At 61.8% G+C, this 15,304-nt stretch carries 16 protein-coding genes; 7 read left to right on the forward strand and 9 right to left on the reverse strand.

The window, feature by feature from the left end; all coding sequences use genetic code 11:
• Positions 1-84: 84 nt before the first annotated feature.
• The 7 genes from pdhA to VGO04_RS09720 form a co-directional block, all read right to left on the reverse strand.
• Positions 85-1,131, reverse strand: coding sequence for a pyruvate dehydrogenase (acetyl-transferring) E1 component subunit alpha (gene pdhA / locus VGO04_RS09690; protein ID WP_327495734.1), 1,047 nt, complete (start codon positions 1,129-1,131; stop codon positions 85-87).
• A gap of 136 nt (positions 1,132-1,267) precedes the next feature.
• Positions 1,268-1,588, reverse strand: coding sequence for a septum formation initiator family protein (locus VGO04_RS09695; protein WP_327495821.1), 321 nt, complete (start codon positions 1,586-1,588; stop codon positions 1,268-1,270).
• Positions 1,589-1,729: 141 nt separating this feature from the next.
• Positions 1,730-3,004, reverse strand: a complete 1,275-nt coding sequence (gene eno, locus VGO04_RS09700) for a phosphopyruvate hydratase (protein WP_327495735.1) — start codon at positions 3,002-3,004, stop codon at positions 1,730-1,732.
• Between the two features lie 139 nt (positions 3,005-3,143).
• Positions 3,144-3,986, reverse strand: coding sequence for a 3-deoxy-8-phosphooctulonate synthase (gene kdsA / locus VGO04_RS09705; RefSeq protein ID WP_327495736.1), 843 nt, complete (start codon positions 3,984-3,986; stop codon positions 3,144-3,146).
• Positions 3,986-4,876: a VOC family protein gene (locus VGO04_RS09710; protein ID WP_327495737.1), complete on the reverse strand. Its 891-nt coding sequence runs from the start codon at positions 4,874-4,876 to the stop codon at positions 3,986-3,988. Before VGO04_RS09710 ends, kdsA begins: the two co-directional genes overlap by 1 nt.
• Before the next feature lie 183 nt (positions 4,877-5,059).
• Positions 5,060-5,230 (reverse strand): hypothetical protein, encoded by a 171-nt coding sequence (locus VGO04_RS09715; RefSeq protein ID WP_327495738.1) that lies wholly within the window; start codon positions 5,228-5,230, stop codon positions 5,060-5,062.
• A 180-nt stretch (positions 5,231-5,410) separates the two neighbouring features.
• Positions 5,411-6,226, reverse strand: a complete 816-nt coding sequence (locus VGO04_RS09720; protein ID WP_327495739.1) for a class I SAM-dependent methyltransferase — start codon at positions 6,224-6,226, stop codon at positions 5,411-5,413.
• Positions 6,227-6,711: 485 nt separating this feature from the next.
• Between VGO04_RS09720 and VGO04_RS09725 the strand changes: the two genes are divergently transcribed.
• The 5 genes from VGO04_RS09725 (at position 6,712) to VGO04_RS09745 (ending at position 10,763) form a co-directional block, all read left to right on the forward strand.
• Complete coding sequence (locus tag VGO04_RS09725) at positions 6,712-7,356, forward strand: lysophospholipid acyltransferase family protein (protein ID WP_414650526.1); 645 nt, start codon at positions 6,712-6,714, stop codon at positions 7,354-7,356.
• Positions 7,353-8,303, forward strand: coding sequence for a phosphatidate cytidylyltransferase (locus tag VGO04_RS09730; RefSeq protein ID WP_327495741.1), 951 nt, complete (start codon positions 7,353-7,355; stop codon positions 8,301-8,303). Before VGO04_RS09725 ends, VGO04_RS09730 begins: the two co-directional genes overlap by 4 nt.
• Complete coding sequence (locus VGO04_RS09735; RefSeq protein WP_327495742.1) at positions 8,300-8,704, forward strand: hypothetical protein; 405 nt, start codon at positions 8,300-8,302, stop codon at positions 8,702-8,704. The genes VGO04_RS09730 and VGO04_RS09735 overlap by 4 nt, the downstream gene beginning before the upstream one ends.
• Complete coding sequence (locus tag VGO04_RS09740; protein ID WP_327495743.1) at positions 8,688-9,338, forward strand: CDP-alcohol phosphatidyltransferase family protein; 651 nt, start codon at positions 8,688-8,690, stop codon at positions 9,336-9,338. The genes VGO04_RS09735 and VGO04_RS09740 overlap by 17 nt, the downstream gene beginning before the upstream one ends.
• 237 nt (positions 9,339-9,575) lie before the next feature.
• Positions 9,576-10,763, forward strand: coding sequence for a DUF418 domain-containing protein (locus tag VGO04_RS09745; RefSeq protein ID WP_327495744.1), 1,188 nt, complete (start codon positions 9,576-9,578; stop codon positions 10,761-10,763).
• A 77-nt stretch (positions 10,764-10,840) separates the two neighbouring features.
• Here VGO04_RS09745 and VGO04_RS09750 read toward each other — a convergent pair whose 3' ends face one another.
• Complete coding sequence (locus VGO04_RS09750) at positions 10,841-11,635, reverse strand: alpha/beta hydrolase (protein ID WP_327495745.1); 795 nt, start codon at positions 11,633-11,635, stop codon at positions 10,841-10,843.
• A 134-nt stretch (positions 11,636-11,769) separates the two neighbouring features.
• Between VGO04_RS09750 and VGO04_RS09755 the strand changes: the two genes are divergently transcribed.
• A complete protein-coding gene (locus VGO04_RS09755) occupies positions 11,770-12,735 on the forward strand; it encodes a GlxA family transcriptional regulator (protein ID WP_327495746.1) in 966 nt (321 codons plus the stop codon).
• Between the two features lie 79 nt (positions 12,736-12,814).
• A complete protein-coding gene (locus VGO04_RS09760) occupies positions 12,815-13,576 on the forward strand; it encodes a DJ-1/PfpI family protein (RefSeq protein WP_327495747.1) in 762 nt (253 codons plus the stop codon).
• Between the two features lie 74 nt (positions 13,577-13,650).
• Here the strand turns inward: VGO04_RS09760 and VGO04_RS09765 are convergent, their stop codons facing one another.
• Positions 13,651-15,288 (reverse strand): CTP synthase, encoded by a 1,638-nt coding sequence (locus tag VGO04_RS09765; RefSeq protein WP_327495748.1) that lies wholly within the window; start codon positions 15,286-15,288, stop codon positions 13,651-13,653.
• Between the last annotated feature and the right edge of the window lie 16 nt (positions 15,289-15,304).

The following is a 15,304-nucleotide window of genomic DNA, read 5'->3' on the forward strand; positions in this document are numbered from 1 at the left end:
GCCATTTCGAGAGCGTGCCTTCCTCCATCGTCGGGGAAAGGGCGGGCATAAGAATTTCTACTGGCATGTTTGTCCCTCCCCGGATCAAAGCAGGATGTCGGTGTAGAGCTCGGATGCATCCGGCTCCGGATCGGCCTGGGCAAAATCGGCGCTGTCGGCAACGATGTCGCGGACGTCCTTGTCGATCTGCTTCAGCTCATCCTCGCTCGCCCAACCCTTCTCGGTGAGACGTGCCTTGACCTGCTCGATCGGATCGTGTTCCGACCGCATCTTCTGCACTTCGTCCTTCGAGCGGTACTTCGCCGGGTCGGACATCGAGTGGCCGCGGTAGCGGTAGGTCTGCATCTCGAGAATGACCGGGCCCTTGCCGGAACGGCAATGCTCGACAGCTTCATCGGCCGCAGCCTTGACCGCGCGAACGTCCATGCCATCGACCTGGAAGCCCGGGATGTTGAAGGAAACGCCGCGCTGCGAGAAATCGGTCTGGGCCGAAGCGCGCGAGACGGACGTGCCCATGGCGTAGCGGTTGTTCTCGATCACATAGATCACCGGCAGCTTCCAGAGCTGCGCCATGTTGAAGCTCTCGTAGACCTGGCCCTGGTTGGCTGCACCGTCACCGAAATAGGCGACGGAGACATTGTCGTTGCCGCGGTAACGGTTGGCAAAGGCAAGACCGGTGCCGAGCGACACCTGGGCACCGACGATGCCGTGGCCGCCGTAGAAGTGCTTTTCCTTGGAGAACATGTGCATCGAGCCGCCCTTCCCCTTGGAAAGACCGCTGCGACGACCGGTAAGCTCGGCCATGACGCCTCGGGCGCTCATGCCGCAGGCCAGCATGTGGCCATGGTCGCGGTAGGCCGTGATGACCTGGTCACCTTCCTTAAGCGCCATCTGCATGCCGACGACGACAGCTTCCTGGCCGATGTAGAGGTGACAGAAGCCGCCGATGAAGCCCATGCCATAGAGCTGGCCGGCCTTCTCCTCGAAACGCCGGATCAGCAGCATCTCGCGGTAGGCACTCAGATCTTCCTGTTTGGAGAAGTCGGCGAACGTGCCGCCGTTGAAGTCTTTCTTCGCCGGCTTTGCGGCACTCTTGCGGCTGGAAACGGACGCGGATTTTCGCGGAGCCATTCGTTCCTCCCAATGGTTAGCCTTTTGCGGTTACCATAGGCAAAGAAAGCAGACACAGCAATGCCATATTTGCATGGCTCGCATTCCACGCAAACACTTGAATTTGCTTTACAAATTTCGATTAACTGAATTCAGGTTAATTTGAGGCGCGATGAAAAATAACGATCTCGTCACTTCGCGACATGTTCAGCGCGAGGCGAGCTTTTTCATCCAGCATGTCCCTCTCCAGCGACCCGTCACTCATCAGCTGAACCTCTTTTTCAAGGATCATGCGCTTCTTCGTGAGCTCATCCAGCCGCGTCTGCCGCTCGACGATCTGGCGATCGAATTGCTCGGTCGCCTTCAGGCCATAGCCGCCGTGGATGGAATGATAGCCGAAATAGGAGAGAAAGGCGACCGCGATCAGCGGCATCACCAGCCGACCCAGTTTCCGTTTCTTATGATGCCGTGTCCACATGCATTCACGCCCTAATACGCAGTACGGCATCAGATTAGCGGCGATTGATTAACCGACCGTTGACCATGAACGGCAGGAAAATAGAAACCCGCCCACATGGGAATGTGGGCGGGCCTCATCGTCAGGCAGAAATGTCTGAAATCAACCGCGCAGGATCGAGCGGCCAGCGTACTTGGCTTGCAGGCCGAGCTGCTCTTCGATGCGGATCAGCTGGTTGTACTTGGCGAGCCGGTCGGAGCGGGCAAGCGAGCCGGTCTTGATCTGGCCGCAATTGGTGGCAACCGCGAGGTCGGCGATCGTTGCGTCTTCGGTCTCGCCGGAGCGGTGCGACATGACGGCGGTGTAGCGCGCCTTGTGGGCAGTCTCGACGGCGTCGAGCGTTTCCGACAGCGAGCCGATCTGGTTGACCTTGACGAGGATCGAGTTGGCGACCCCCATCTTGATACCGTCGCGCAGGCGGGCCGAGTTGGTGACGAAAAGATCGTCGCCGACGAGCTGGCACTTGTTGCCGATGAGGTCGGTCACGGCCTTCCAGCCGTCCCAGTCGTCTTCCGCCATGCCGTCTTCGATCGAGAAGATCGGGTACTTGGCGGCGAGTTCCGCCAGGTATTCGGCCATCGCGCCCGGCTCCAGCGTGCGGCCTTCGCCCTCAAGCACGTACTTGCCGTCCTTGAAGAACTCGGTCGCGGCGCAATCGAGCGCGATGAACATGTCTTCGCCCGGCTTGTACCCAGCCTTCTCGATCGACTTCATGATGAAGTCGAGGGCTGCAGGAGCCGACGCCAGGCCCGGAGCGAAGCCGCCCTCGTCGCCGACATTGGTGTTGTGACCATCGGCAGAGAGCTGCTTCTTCAGCGTGTGGAAAACCTCCGAGCCCATGCGAACCGCATCGCGCATCGTGTCGGCACCGACAGGAACGATCATGAATTCCTGGAAGTCGATCGGGTTATCGGCATGGGCGCCGCCGTTGATGATGTTCATCATCGGCACCGGCAGCACGTGGGCGTTCGGGCCGCCGACGTAACGGTAGAGCGGCAGTCCTGCGGCTTCGGCCGCAGCCTTGGCGACAGCCATCGAAACGCCGAGGATGGCGTTGGCGCCGAGGCGCGACTTGTTGGCCGTGCCGTCAAGCTCGATCATGGTCTTGTCTATCTGGATCTGGTTTTCGGCATCGAGGCCGCCGATCGCTTCGAAGATCTCGCCGTTGACGGCGTCGACTGCGCGCTCGACGCCCTTGCCGAGGTAACGCGTTCCACCATCGCGCAGTTCGACTGCTTCATGCGCACCGGTCGAAGCACCCGACGGCACGGCGGCGCGGCCAAAGCTTCCGTCTTCCAGGTAGACGTCGACCTCGACGGTCGGGTTGCCGCGGCTGTCCAGAATTTCTCGGCCGATGATGTCGATGATTGCAGTCATGATCTCTTCCCTGCTTGAGGACGGTGGAATGGTCGGGGCCTGTCATACGCCAAGACCTCGAAATTACAATGGCGCGCAAGATGCAAAACAGTTCGCGCCATTGGGGTTCATGAAAATTTCACGAAGGGTCGCGGGCGGCTCAACCCTTGGCGATCGCGTCGAAGGCGAGCAGCTTTTCGAGCAGCCGCGGCATGTCCTTCAGATGCACCATGTTCGGGCCGTCCGATGGTGCGTTGTCCGGATCCTCGTGCGTCTCGACGAACACACCGGCAACGCCGACCGCAACGGCGGCGCGCGCCAAGGTTTCGACGAATTCACGCTGACCGCCCGAAGAGCCGCCCTGCCCGCCCGGCTGCTGCACGGAATGGGTCGCATCGAAAACGACGGGCGCGCCGAGCGAAGCCATGATCGGCAGCGAGCGCATGTCGGAGACAAGCGTGTTGTAGCCGAACGAGGCGCCGCGCTCGCAGAGCATGACGTTCGGGTTGCCGCTCTCGGTAAACTTCGCCAGCACGTTCTTCATGTCCCAGGGCGCCAGGAACTGACCCTTCTTGACGTTGATCGCGCGGCCGGTCTTGGCGGCTGCGACCAACAGGTCCGTCTGGCGCGACAGGAACGCCGGGATCTGCAGGATGTCGATCGTCGGGGCAACGAGAGCGCACTGCTCTTCGGTGTGCACGTCGGTCAGAACCGGGAAGCCGAATTCTTTCTTGAGGTCAGCGAAAATCTCCATCGCCTTGTCGAGGCCGATGCCGCGCTTGCCGGACAGCGACGTGCGGTTGGCCTTGTCGAAGGAGGACTTGTAGACGATACCCAGGCCCAGCGCCTTGCAAAGTTCCGAAAGCGCGCCCGCCATCATGAAGGCGTGCTCGCGGCTCTCCATCTGGCAGGGACCGGCAATCAGCGACAGCTTGTCGGTTTGCGCGAAGGCGACCTGGTTTGCGCCCTCACCGACAACGACTCTGGCATTGGTTTTCATCATCAAGCTCCAAACGCGAAGATCACCCCTTGCCCCGCCATTTCGGGAACAATGAGGCGCCCGCCCAATTCTGCAAATTCAATATCGTTCTCGGCGAACAGCGCGCGCGTCGCCTCGAGGTCGGCGACGCGGAAGACGATCGCGCGTCCGCGCAGACCACGCTCGGCGCCCCGCACCGAACGGCCGAAGAAGGCTTCCATGCCGGCGGCATTCAGCACCGAGACCTTGGCGTTGGTTGTCGCGACATCCATGCCGAAAGAATGCGCTGCGACCTCGCGCTCGTCGATCGCTTCCTGCAGCAGGTACTGGAAATCGGTGGGATTGGCTTCCGAAAGGACCACTTCTGAAATGCCGATCACGCCGTTGTCGTGCCGCTCCAGCGCCGCCCGGTCGGTGGGTAGCGCACGAACGCGCTGACAGCTGAACAGGAAGAGATCCGGCGAGCGCAGATCGGCGGCGAAGGCAAGGCGGAAGGAACCCAGGCCTTCACGGCCGTCCGGCAGCTTCATCGGCCTCGAAAACTCCAGCATATCGCCACCGGAGATGCCGTGCGCCCGAAAACGGATGTGATCATCCGCCGCGTCCTCGGTGCCGAAGACCAGCGCCGAGAGACCTTCAGGCCCCTGGCGGAAACGAAAGGCCTGGTCGCGCGCAACGAACGCATTGCCATCGAGGGCAGCAGCCTCGCATTCCTCACGGGATGCAACGGCCAGAGGTTCAAGATAGGTGCCATCGGCAAAGAAGACGCAGGCGTTCTCGGTACCGAATGGATGCCGAGCATCGTCGGCAACCGTGAAGCCGAGATTGCCGAGACGGCGCCGCGCCTGGGTAAGCGTATCCACCGGCAGCACGAGGTGATCGAGCGGGCGGGTGGTGCGCTTGGAGAGGCTCATGGCGGGTTCCCTGATGGTTCGCCGCTGTTTGCAACTTTTGGCCGGCGAATGCAAGCCGGGTGACCGGCAAGGCGCCATTTGGCGGCTTGAGCCTGCAAATCGGCCGCAAACATCAAGGGGTCAGCGCCAGGCCGTGCCTGCCGCCGACTTACACTTGCCGGCCGAAGCTGAACCGCCGAAGCGTCAGTAGTAGCCCGGCGCCGTCGTGGCGTTCGCCGTGTTCCCGGCACCGAGACCGGGGGCGAACGTCTGGGGCTGCGTATAGGACGTGTTGCTTCCTGACGTGGTGGTGCAGCCCGAAAGTCCGAGTGCGACGATCGTCAGAGGCACAAACAACGAAGCTATGAAGCGCATGCGAATTGACCCTTCCAGTTTCACTGTCGAACAGAAAAGTACGAAAACGGCGTCTTGGCGAGTACGTAACAGTAACGCAGCGTAACACGGCATCGGCCGCGCGTGGGCGGGGTCGCAACCGCAGCCTCGTCCGACCGCCGCAGCGGTCGTTCTTGTCTTGGCTTGGACCCCGCCTTTACGTCACTCGCGTCGAAGATTGAGATCGCTCTTGATCGCGCAGGTGGCGATAAATGTCGGTACGAACCTGTCGACCAGGAAACGGGGCGACGGCTGCCAGTCCTCGTGAAAGCCGGCCAGCACGAAGCCCGCCCGCAACTGGCCCTCAATCTGGTCCGCCAGGCTGTGCCCGAACACCAGCGCTTCGCCCCGTTCGATCTTTGACCGAACCAGGTCAGGCGACAGATGTTCGGCTTCGACAAAGGGGAGCTTGTACGCGGGGCGAATGAGGTCCTGCTCCGCGTAGCTCGGGTCGCGATCGCCGATGAAGACGACAGGATTGTAGAAACTGGCGAGCAGTCGCCCACCCGCCTTCAGAACCCGATGGCATTCGCGCCAGACCGGCTGCACATCGGGAACGTAGAGGTTTGAGATCGGGTGAAAGATGATGTCGAAACTTCCATCCGGGAAGACGGAGAGATCGCGCATGTCCCCCTGCACCACCTCCAACGACAACCCCTCGCGCTCGGCGACAAGGCGGTCCTGGTCGAGCTGGCCCTCAGAGAGATCGAACACGGTGACCTCGCCCCCGGCGGCAGCAAGGATCGGCGCCTGCTGGCCGCCGGCTGACGCCAGGCACAGGATCGTCTTGTCCTTGACGTCAGGCAGCCAGCCTTTCGGCAGATCACCGGGCGTCAGCCGCGCCTGCCATTGTCCGGCACGCGCCGCGGCGATGAGTTCCGGCGTCACCGGGCGGGACCATGCGCAGTCATTGCTTGCCTGCCGGTCCCAGGCCTGTCGGTTGTGGTCGATGATGTCGAGACTGAGATTATCTTGCATGTTCGGTCCTGGAAACTGTGTCCAAATGTGACCGCTCACGAACGGGAATGGAGGCCGCGGGCAAAAAATGCCTCAGCGTTCGTCCGAAAAATGCGGATCGAGCAATGCCATCGTCCATCTCCTTCGCAAGCGAAGTTGAGGCGAGTTCGGTTTTCACCGGGCATTACTGGCGCATTGGACGAGGCTCCTCTGTTGCACCGGCAAGCTAGCGGGACGGTTGCAAACGGTCAATGCATGCGTCCGCCTCGTTGGTATGCAGTTCCAAATCGAATACTTGGCCGGCCCCGCACGTCATTCTGTCGCGCAGATTTCAGTCGCTTGTGAAGCGGACGCAATCGCGTAAAATCGCTGGATGCAGCCTGGGGTTACGGCGGGCGGCAGGCTGAGGGGCAACGTTTGATCACTTCCTTGCAGAGCGCGAAACGCGGGCGAATATTGAAAGTTCGGACGCCTACGGACGTCAGATATGGATGCGATCCGGCATGATTCGCGATCTTTTGGCCAAGCTGGCGTCCATCGCCATCATGATGTTTGCGCGCGCGATGACGGCCGCCCGGGCCATCTGGCATGAGACCGGCCTCCCACCGAAACAGAGCATCTACTTTGCCAACCATTCCAGCCATGGCGACTTCGTGCTGATCTGGGCCGTGCTGCCACCCTGGCTGCGTGAGCGCACCCGGCCCGTTGCCGGAGCGGAATACTGGCTGAAATCGAAGCTGTCGACGTTCATCGGCCGCGACGTTTTCGACGCCGTGCTGATCGAACGCGATCCGGCGGCGCGCACCCAGGATCCGGTTGAGCAGATGGCGACCGTCCTTGGCGACGGCTCCTCGCTGATCGTCTTTCCCGAGGGAACGCGCAACCAGACGGAGGCGCGGCTACTGCCCTTCAAAAGCGGGCTCTACCACCTCGCCTGCAAGCGGCCGGACGTGGCGCTCGTGCCTGTCTGGATCAACAACCTCAACCGTGTGATGCCCAAGGGAGAGTTCGTGCCAATCCCGCTCATCTGTACCGTCGCCTTTGGCGAACCGATGCATCTCAAGGCGCAGGAGACAAAGGAAGAGTTCATCGCCCGCGCCGAAGCCGCCCTGCTCTTGCTCGGTCCTTTAACGACGGATGACAACGCATGAGCAGCACAACATTGGACATGCTCAAGCTGCTTCTGGGCGCGGGCGGTATCCTTGTCATCGCCTCGGGCATCGGCTTCGTCCTGAAGCAGAAGCTTTCGCCGGACGGATCCAACGGCGCAATCGAAAACCTCAACGCCCGCATCAAGGCGTGGTGGGCAATGGTCATCCTGATTGCCATTGCCTTCATCGCCGGGCGGGTGGGCGTGCTCATACTTTTCGCCTTTTGCTCCTTTGCAGCCCTGCGCGAGTTCATCACGCTCATCAACACCCGGCGCGGCGACCATTGGGCAATTGCCGCTGCGTTTTTCGTCGTACTGCCAATCAACTATTTCCTGCTCTGGGCGGAGCAATACGGCATCTATTCGATCTTCGTGCCGGTCTATGCCTTCCTGCTGATGCCGATTATCGCGGTCCTGCGTGGCGATCCGCGCGATTTCCTGCTTCGGATCTCCGAGGTGCAATGGGCCTTGATGATCTGCGTCTTCTGCGCCTCGCACGTTCCGGCGCTTCTGACGCTGCAGATCCCAGGCTACGAAGGGCGCAACGTGCTCTTGATCGCCTTCCTGGTCATCGTCGTCCAATCCAGCGACGTGCTGCAATATGTCTGGGGCAAACTCTTCGGCAAAACCAAGATCGCGCCGACGCTGTCGCCGTCAAAGACCGTCGAAGGCTTCGTCGGCGGGGTTGCGAGCGCAACGCTGCTTGGCGCCTCGCTCTGGTGGATCACACCCTTCACACCGGCCCAGGCCGCGCTAATGGCCTTCGTCATTACGATGATGGGCTTCTTCGGCGGCCTCGTGATGTCGGCGATCAAGCGAGATCGTGGCGTCAAGGACTGGGGCCATCTCATCGAAGGGCATGGCGGCCTCATCGACCGGCTCGATTCCGTTGTCTTCTCGGCGCCGATCTTCTTCCATCTGACCCGTTATTGGTGGTCGCTGACATGAGCGCAAGACTCAGAGCGCTTGCCAGCAAGGGAGCGGTGCATGTCGCCTTTGCCTTTTTCGCCATGGGCGGATGGGCGCTGTTTGCCAACCGGCTTCATCCGATGCCAAGGCCGCTCGTCGCCGCGCTCGTACAGGGTAGCCTGTCGGCCCTCTTGACGCTCTATCTGAAGACGGTGATCGACGCGCTTTCCAAGCGCTTGCGCGGAGCCAACCGTTTGCTCCTGCCGCCCGTTGTTGCCTGTCTCGGCTCATCGGCGATCCTCGTTGCGATCCACACGGCCAGCGGCACGCCGGAGATCTTGAAGACGATCGCGCTGCCGCTTGCGGTGTCGACGAGCTATGCCGCGCTCTACAACTATTCCATCAGCCGAGGAGATCCAGGGCATGATCGAAACCGGTGACCGCAGGCCGCTTGCGAGCCGCAACACCCGCTGGGCACAGGCGATCGCGCGCCGCCTCGTATCGATGAACCTCACGCCCAACCGCATCTCGCAGGCAAGCATGATGGCGGCCGCCCTTGCCGGCCTTGCCTTCTGGCTTGCAGGCGAAACAGAGGATGGCGTGAGGGTGACCCTTTACATCGCCGCCGCCCTCTTCTGCCAGTTGCGGCTGCTGTGCAATCTGTTCGACGGCATGGTTGCGGTCGAAGGTGGAAAGGGCGAAGCGGACGGTCCTTTCTGGAACGAGTTTCCCGATCGCGTCGCCGACATATTCATCTTCGTCGGCGCCGGATTTGCAATCGGCATTCCTGCCCTCGGCTTTGCCGCGGCGACCTTTGCCGTGCTCACTGCCTATGTGCGAGAACTCGGCCGCGCCAACGGCGCTCCGAGCGATTTTTCCGGGCCAATGGCCAAACAGCACCGCATGGCGACGATGACGGCTGCCGCCGTGCTTTCGGCTTTCGAAGGTTTCTGGCTCGGCGACGGCGAAATCCTCTGGATCGCGCTGCTACTGGTTTCTCTCGGGGCCGCACTGACCGCCGTGCTGCGCGCGCGCCGCCAAATCGCCTGGCTTCGCCGCGGCGCCAAAGGCTAACCGATCCTTTCTCAAGCTTTGGCCCGGCCGGTGGAACATATTCCACCGGCCCCCTTGACGATTCTCCGAACTAATTACTAGATTGACTAGTCAATTTATTATTCAACTTGAAATGGCACCAAGCCGAAGCGTCGGGCAATCAAGCCCAACACCACAGTCACGCAGATGTTCGCCTCGCAGGCTTTTCAATCGGTTACGGCCCGATCTTTCGGCGCTTCCCGTTACGGAGAACACATAATGTCCACCCCCGATCGCATCGACGATGTCGACGCGTTGCGCGGCTTTGCGCTGCTCGGCATCCTCCTGGTCAACAGCATGGCTTTCGCATCGGCCTTCTATGGCCTTGAAATCGCAGACCCCGCCTCCGCCACGATGACCGATCGCGTCGGTCATTTCGCGATCGCGCTGTTCTTTGAGATGAAGTTCTACCTGCTGTTCTCTTTTCTATTCGGATACAGCTTCACCCTGCAGATGCGCTCGGCAGAAAAATCCGGAGAAGCCTTCGTGCCGCGGCTCCTGCGGCGTCAGGCAGGCCTGTGGCTGATCGGCGTTGCCCATGCCGTTCTCCTCTTCCATGGAGACATCCTGACGACCTATGCCGTACTTGGCATCGCATTGCTGATGCTGCGCAACCGAAGCGACGCCAGTCTCTTGCGACTGGCCAAGTGGCTGGTCATTCTCATCACAATCGCCTGGGGCGCGCTCGGGGTTCTCGCCACGCTGGAACCCATGCCGCTTGACCGGACGGCCATCCTTGCAGCAGCCGAGGCCACCGAAATTGCCTTTCGTGGCGATTGGCAAGCGATCATCAACCAGCATCTGTTCGAGCTTTCGTCGGTCTGGATCATCGTCGGCCTTCTGCAGGCACCCTGTGCACTTGCGATGTTTCTCCTCGGGTTGATTGCCGGCCGTCGGAAAATGCTGGCCAGACCGCTGGAAAACCAACGGCTCTTCAAGCGCCTCGTTTGCGCGGGCCTTTGCGTCGGCCTGCCCGGCGCGATCGTCTATGCCTATGCCAGCGTCGAATTGCTTGGGTCACCCTTGGCAATCCTCGGACTTGCCGTCGGGCTGATCACCGGGCCGTTCCTCACCGGTGCCTATGTCGGCGGCATGATGTTGTTCTTCGGGCGGCCTGTCGGCCAGCGCTTTTGCAAGCTGCTGGCGCCCGCCGGGCGCGTGGCGCTTTCCAACTACCTGACGCAGTCGCTGATCCTGGCCCTCATTTTCCACGGCTATGGGCTCGGCCTCGTCGGCCAGGTTTCACCGCTGGCAACCGTACTGATCTCGCTTGGCATCTTCGCGGGCCAGCTGTTGCTCAGCCGCTGGTGGATGGCCCGTTTCGCCTATGGGCCGCTCGAGTGGGTCCTACGCTTCGTCACCATCTGGCGGGCTCCTCAGTGGCGCAAGCCGGTCGAGGCGCGCTGACAACCGGTACAATCCGTGACGCGCAGTCCGGAAACGCGGGCGCCGCCCTGTCCAGCGGCGCCCCTTTCTTGAAACGCTCAGATATCGAGTGTCGCCAGGAAGGTCGCGATTGCCACGGCGACCTCGCTCGGCGCCTCGATCGGCGAAAAATGCCCGATCCCCTCAAGCACGACGAAACGCGCTTGCGGCAGACGACCGCCGATCTCGCGGCGAAGCACCGGTTCCGGGTCGACGACATCCCGCGTGCCCGTGATCACCAGCGTCGGCACGCTGATGCGCCGGACGTCCTCGCCCACGTCTTCGGCCATGCCGGAATCGACCCAGGCGCGCTTGGCCGGTTCGCACGCGCGCATCGTGTCAGCGATCGTGCGCTCTCTCACCTCTTCCGACACCGGCCGGGTCAAGAGCGCATTCAACATGCCGTTCACCGTCTCGGCGCTCTCATAGCTCGCAAGCCGCATGGACTTCTCTTCCGGCGAAAGACCAATGGGCGTCGGCGGCGCGGGCGCCACGAGCACAAGCGCTTCCAGCCCCGCCGGCTGGCGGGCGGCTAACTTTTGCGCCACCTTTCCGCCCATCGAGTTTCCGACGAGCACGTAGCGTTTCAGCCCCAGGGCAGCGATCAGGGCTGCTGCATCCTCCGTCATCGCGTTGAGGCTGAAATCCTCTCCGGTCTTTTGCGACTCGCCCCAACCACGATGGTCGTAGGCGACCGTACGCCAATGCCCACCAAGCGCTTCGATGACGCCCGTCCAGGTGCGGCTCGAACCGCCCCAGTAGTGGAGGAAAACGAGCGCGACATCACCGTCGCCGGTCTCCGCGACGTGCAGTTCCGTGCCGTTCAAAGTGTACTTTCTAGTGCTTGCGGACATGGGTTCGCCTTTCGAACTTCGAGGGGTTCTGCCAGCCGCAACAATGCCTGCGACAAAGATCACGGTTGACGAAGCTCTTATCCAACGGCATTTTTTCGTCTGAAATGACATTGTTCCCACGATTTGAGACAAGCATGCATATTGGCTTCTTCGTTTTCCCGGATTTCGAACTTCTCGATCTTAGCGGCCCTCTTGCCGCCTTCGGCCTTGCAGGTCGGCTTGCCGACGGCGCCTACCGGCTGTCCGTGGTTTCGGCCACGGGTGGGCTGATCCGCGATCTCAACGGCGCGACGATCCTTACGGAGCCTCTCGAAGGCAAGCGCTTCGACAGCCTGCTGATTGCCGGTGGACCGGCCGAACGCGCCTGCGGTGCGGACGCCGCAACGGTCGCCATGCTGCGGGCTGCCGCCGACGACGCGCGTCGGATTGCCAGCATCTGCACAGGCGCCTTTCTTCTGGCGGCGACCGGGTTGCTCGACAGCCGCTACGCGACCACCCATTGGCGTCACGCGCCGCGCCTGCAACAGCTCTATCCGAAGGTGCGGGTCGAAGCGGATCGCATTTTCGTCAAGCACGACCACATCTGGACCTCCGCCGGCATCACCGCCGGCATCGACCTTGCCCTAGCCATGATCGAAGAGGACCTCGGGATCGACGTGGCGCGCTCCGTGGCGCGCGACCTTGTCGTCTATCACCGGCGGCTCGGCGGCCAGTCGCAATACTCGACGCTGATCGAACTCGACCCGTCCTCCGACCGGATCCGCAAGACCCTCGATTTCGCCCGCTCGCATCTCAACGAACGCCTCAATGTCGAACGACTGGCGGAAGCGGCGCACCTCAGCCCCCGGCAATTCAGCCGCGCATTCCAGGCCGAAACCGGCCAGACGCCGGCAAAGGCGATCGAACGGTTGCGGGCCGAGACCGCGCGTCCGCGGGTGGAGGAAAGCGCTGAGAACCTTGCCGTCATCGCCCGCGCTGTTGGCTTTGCGGACCCGGAACGCATGCGCCAGGCGTTCATCCGCTGCTTCGGTCAGCCGCCGCAGGCATTGCGCCGCGCGGCACGCGGCCAGACCGATCAGGACGTCAGCGAAACGTCTTGAAACGAGGGAAATACGTCATTTCGGTCACGTTCGCTTTCCAGCATTTTGCGCTTGCAAGCAACAACACTGGAAACATGACATGAACGACGAACAGCGTTACGGCCTTAGCACCGACTCCATGCGCGCCCTGGCGGCGAATTTCGATCCCCCCGGCGGACGCCGGTTGAAGGTCGGCATCTTCGTCTGCCCGGGTTTCATCCCGATGGACATCATCGGCGCACAATCGGTGTTCGGCATCGTCGGCGCCGAGATCCACCTGATCTGGAAACGCATCGAGCTGGTCGAAGGCTTCCCCGCCTACCCGACCATGCCGACCACCCGCTTCGAGGATTGCCCCGCTGATCTTGATGCGCTCGTGGTCGGTATGATTCCGCCGGAAATGATGGCGGATCCGGAGGTCATCGATTTCTTCGCCGACCAGGGCACCAAGGCGAAAAACCTCATCGCGACGTGCTCCGGTACGCTGGTGATCGGCGCTGCAGGGCTGCTGAAGGGTCGCCGCGCAACGAGCAACTCCAACGTGGTCGACTATCTCAAGGATCTCGGCGCAATCCCCGTGAAGGGCAGCGACGTCGTGGTCGACGGAAACATCTATACATCCGGCCCGGCGACCGGCTCGTTCGACGCAAGCCTCATCCTGCTCGGCCACCTTCTCGGCGAAGACGTCGCCAAGCTCGCCGAGCTGACGCTCGAATACGATCCGCGCCCGCCTTTCAAGACAGGCACGCCGGAACTTGCAGGCCCCGAACTCGCCAAGCAAGCCCACCTTGCCATGCTGGAGATCAACACCGCGTACCACCGTGCCTCTGTGTCCGGCTATGAGCGGTTGACCTCCGCCTGACGCAGCAACCGACGCGCAAACAAAAACGGCCGGTCTTACGACCGGCCGTTTTTGTTTTGTCTTTTCTCGCGCACTCAGACGAGGCGGGACTGTTCCAGCGCCGCTTCGATGAAGCTTGCAAACAGCGGGTGCGGATCAAGCGGCCGCGACTTCAGTTCCGGATGGTACTGAACGCCGATGAACCACGGATGATCCGGATACTCGACCGTTTCCGGCAGGATACCGTCCGGCGACATGCCGGAGAAGACGAGGCCGCAGGCTTCAAGGCGATCCTTGTAGTCGACGTTGACTTCGTAGCGGTGGCGGTGACGCTCGGAAATCTCGGTCGAACCGTAGATATCGGCAATCTTGGTGTTGCCCTTGAGCGCTGCGCGGTAAGCGCCGAGGCGCATCGTGCCGCCGAGGTCGCCGGAGGCCGAACGCTTCTCGAGCTCGTTGCCCTTCACCCATTCGGTCATCAGGCCGACGACCGGCTCCTTCGTCGGGCCGAATTCGGTCGACGAGGCCTTCTCGATGCCGGCAAGGTTGCGGGCCGCTTCCACGACCGCCATCTGCATGCCAAAGCAGATGCCAAAGTAAGGCACCTTGCGCTCGCGGGCGAAACGCGCCGCGTTGATCTTGCCCTCGGAGCCACGCTCACCGAAACCGCCGGGAACGAGGATGCCGTGCACCTTTTCAAGGTAAGGCGCTGCATCTTCCTTCTCGAAGACTTCCGATTCGATCCATTCGAGCTTGACCTTCACCCGGTTGGCGATGCCGCCGTGGTAAAGCGCTTCGATCAGCGACTTGTAGGCGTCTTTCAGGCCCGTGTACTTGCCGACGATCGCGATCGTCACTTCGCCTTCCGGTGTGCGGATGCGATCGGCGACGCGTTCCCATGCGTCCATGCGCGGCTTCGGCGCCGGCTCGATACCGAAGGCTGCGAGCACTTCGTTGTCGAGGCCTTCCTTGTGGTAGGCGATCGGGACATCGTAGATCGAGGCGACGTCGAGTGCCTGGATGACGGCCGACTGGCGAACGTTGCAGAACAGCGAGAGCTTGCGGCGCTCAGCTTCCGGAATTTCGCGATCGGCACGAACGAGTAGGATGTCGGGGTGGATACCGAGCGCCTGCAGTTCCTTGACCGAATGCTGCGTCGGCTTGGTCTTGAGCTCGCCGGCTGCCGGGATATAGGGCATCAGCGTCAGGTGGACATAGACGGCAGTGCCGCGCGGCAGATCGTTGCCGAGCTGGCGGATCGCCTCCATGAACGGCATCGCTTCGATGTCGCCGACGGTGCCGCCGATCTCACAGAGCACGAAATCATAGTCGTCGTTGCCTTCGGTAACGAAGTTCTTGATCTCGTTGGTGACGTGCGGGATCACCTGAACCGTCGCGCCGAGATAGTCGCCGCGGCGTTCCTTGTCGATGATGTTCTTGTAGATCCGGCCCGTGGTGATGTTGTCGGTCTTCGTCGCCGAACGCCCCGTGAAGCGTTCATAGTGGCCGAGATCGAGATCGGTCTCCGCGCCATCGTCGGTTACGAAAACCTCGCCGTGCTGGGTCGGGCTCATGGTGCCCGGATCAACGTTGAGGTAGGGGTCGAGCTTGCGCAGTCTCACCCGGTAGCCACGCGCCTGCAGCAGTGCTCCAAGAGCCGCTGCAGCGATGCCTTTTCCGAGGGAGGAAACCACGCCGCCAGTGATGAATACATATCGCGCCATGGGAGTCACCGGATACCTTTTAACA

The sequence above is a fragment of the Ensifer sp. genome (assembly GCF_035999185.1).
Classification (GTDB): domain Bacteria; phylum Pseudomonadota; class Alphaproteobacteria; order Rhizobiales; family Rhizobiaceae; genus Ensifer.

Bases quoted from the DNA above. Each gene is read 5' to 3' on its own strand.
- eno (WP_327495735.1), bottom strand. From the start codon at position 3,004: ATGACTGCAATCATCGACATCATCGGCCGAGAAATTCTGGACAGCCGC.
- VGO04_RS09730 (WP_327495741.1), top strand. From the start codon at position 7,353: ATGAGCAGCACAACATTGGACATGCTCAAGCTGCTTCTGGGCGCGGGC.
- VGO04_RS09695 (WP_327495821.1), bottom strand. From the start codon at position 1,588: ATGTGGACACGGCATCATAAGAAACGGAAACTGGGTCGGCTGGTGATG.
- VGO04_RS09750 (WP_327495745.1), bottom strand. From the start codon at position 11,635: ATGTCCGCAAGCACTAGAAAGTACACTTTGAACGGCACGGAACTGCAC.
- kdsA (WP_327495736.1), bottom strand. From the start codon at position 3,986: ATGATGAAAACCAATGCCAGAGTCGTTGTCGGTGAGGGCGCAAACCAG.
- VGO04_RS09720 (WP_327495739.1), bottom strand. From the start codon at position 6,226: ATGCAAGATAATCTCAGTCTCGACATCATCGACCACAACCGACAGGCC.
- VGO04_RS09715 (WP_327495738.1), bottom strand. From the start codon at position 5,230: ATGCGCTTCATAGCTTCGTTGTTTGTGCCTCTGACGATCGTCGCACTC.
- VGO04_RS09735 (WP_327495742.1), top strand. From the start codon at position 8,300: ATGAGCGCAAGACTCAGAGCGCTTGCCAGCAAGGGAGCGGTGCATGTC.
- pdhA (WP_327495734.1), bottom strand. From the start codon at position 1,131: ATGGCTCCGCGAAAATCCGCGTCCGTTTCCAGCCGCAAGAGTGCCGCA.
- VGO04_RS09710 (WP_327495737.1), bottom strand. From the start codon at position 4,876: ATGAGCCTCTCCAAGCGCACCACCCGCCCGCTCGATCACCTCGTGCTG.
- VGO04_RS09755 (WP_327495746.1), top strand. From the start codon at position 11,770: ATGCATATTGGCTTCTTCGTTTTCCCGGATTTCGAACTTCTCGATCTT.
- VGO04_RS09760 (WP_327495747.1), top strand. From the start codon at position 12,815: ATGAACGACGAACAGCGTTACGGCCTTAGCACCGACTCCATGCGCGCC.
- VGO04_RS09740 (WP_327495743.1), top strand. From the start codon at position 8,688: ATGATCGAAACCGGTGACCGCAGGCCGCTTGCGAGCCGCAACACCCGC.
- VGO04_RS09745 (WP_327495744.1), top strand. From the start codon at position 9,576: ATGTCCACCCCCGATCGCATCGACGATGTCGACGCGTTGCGCGGCTTT.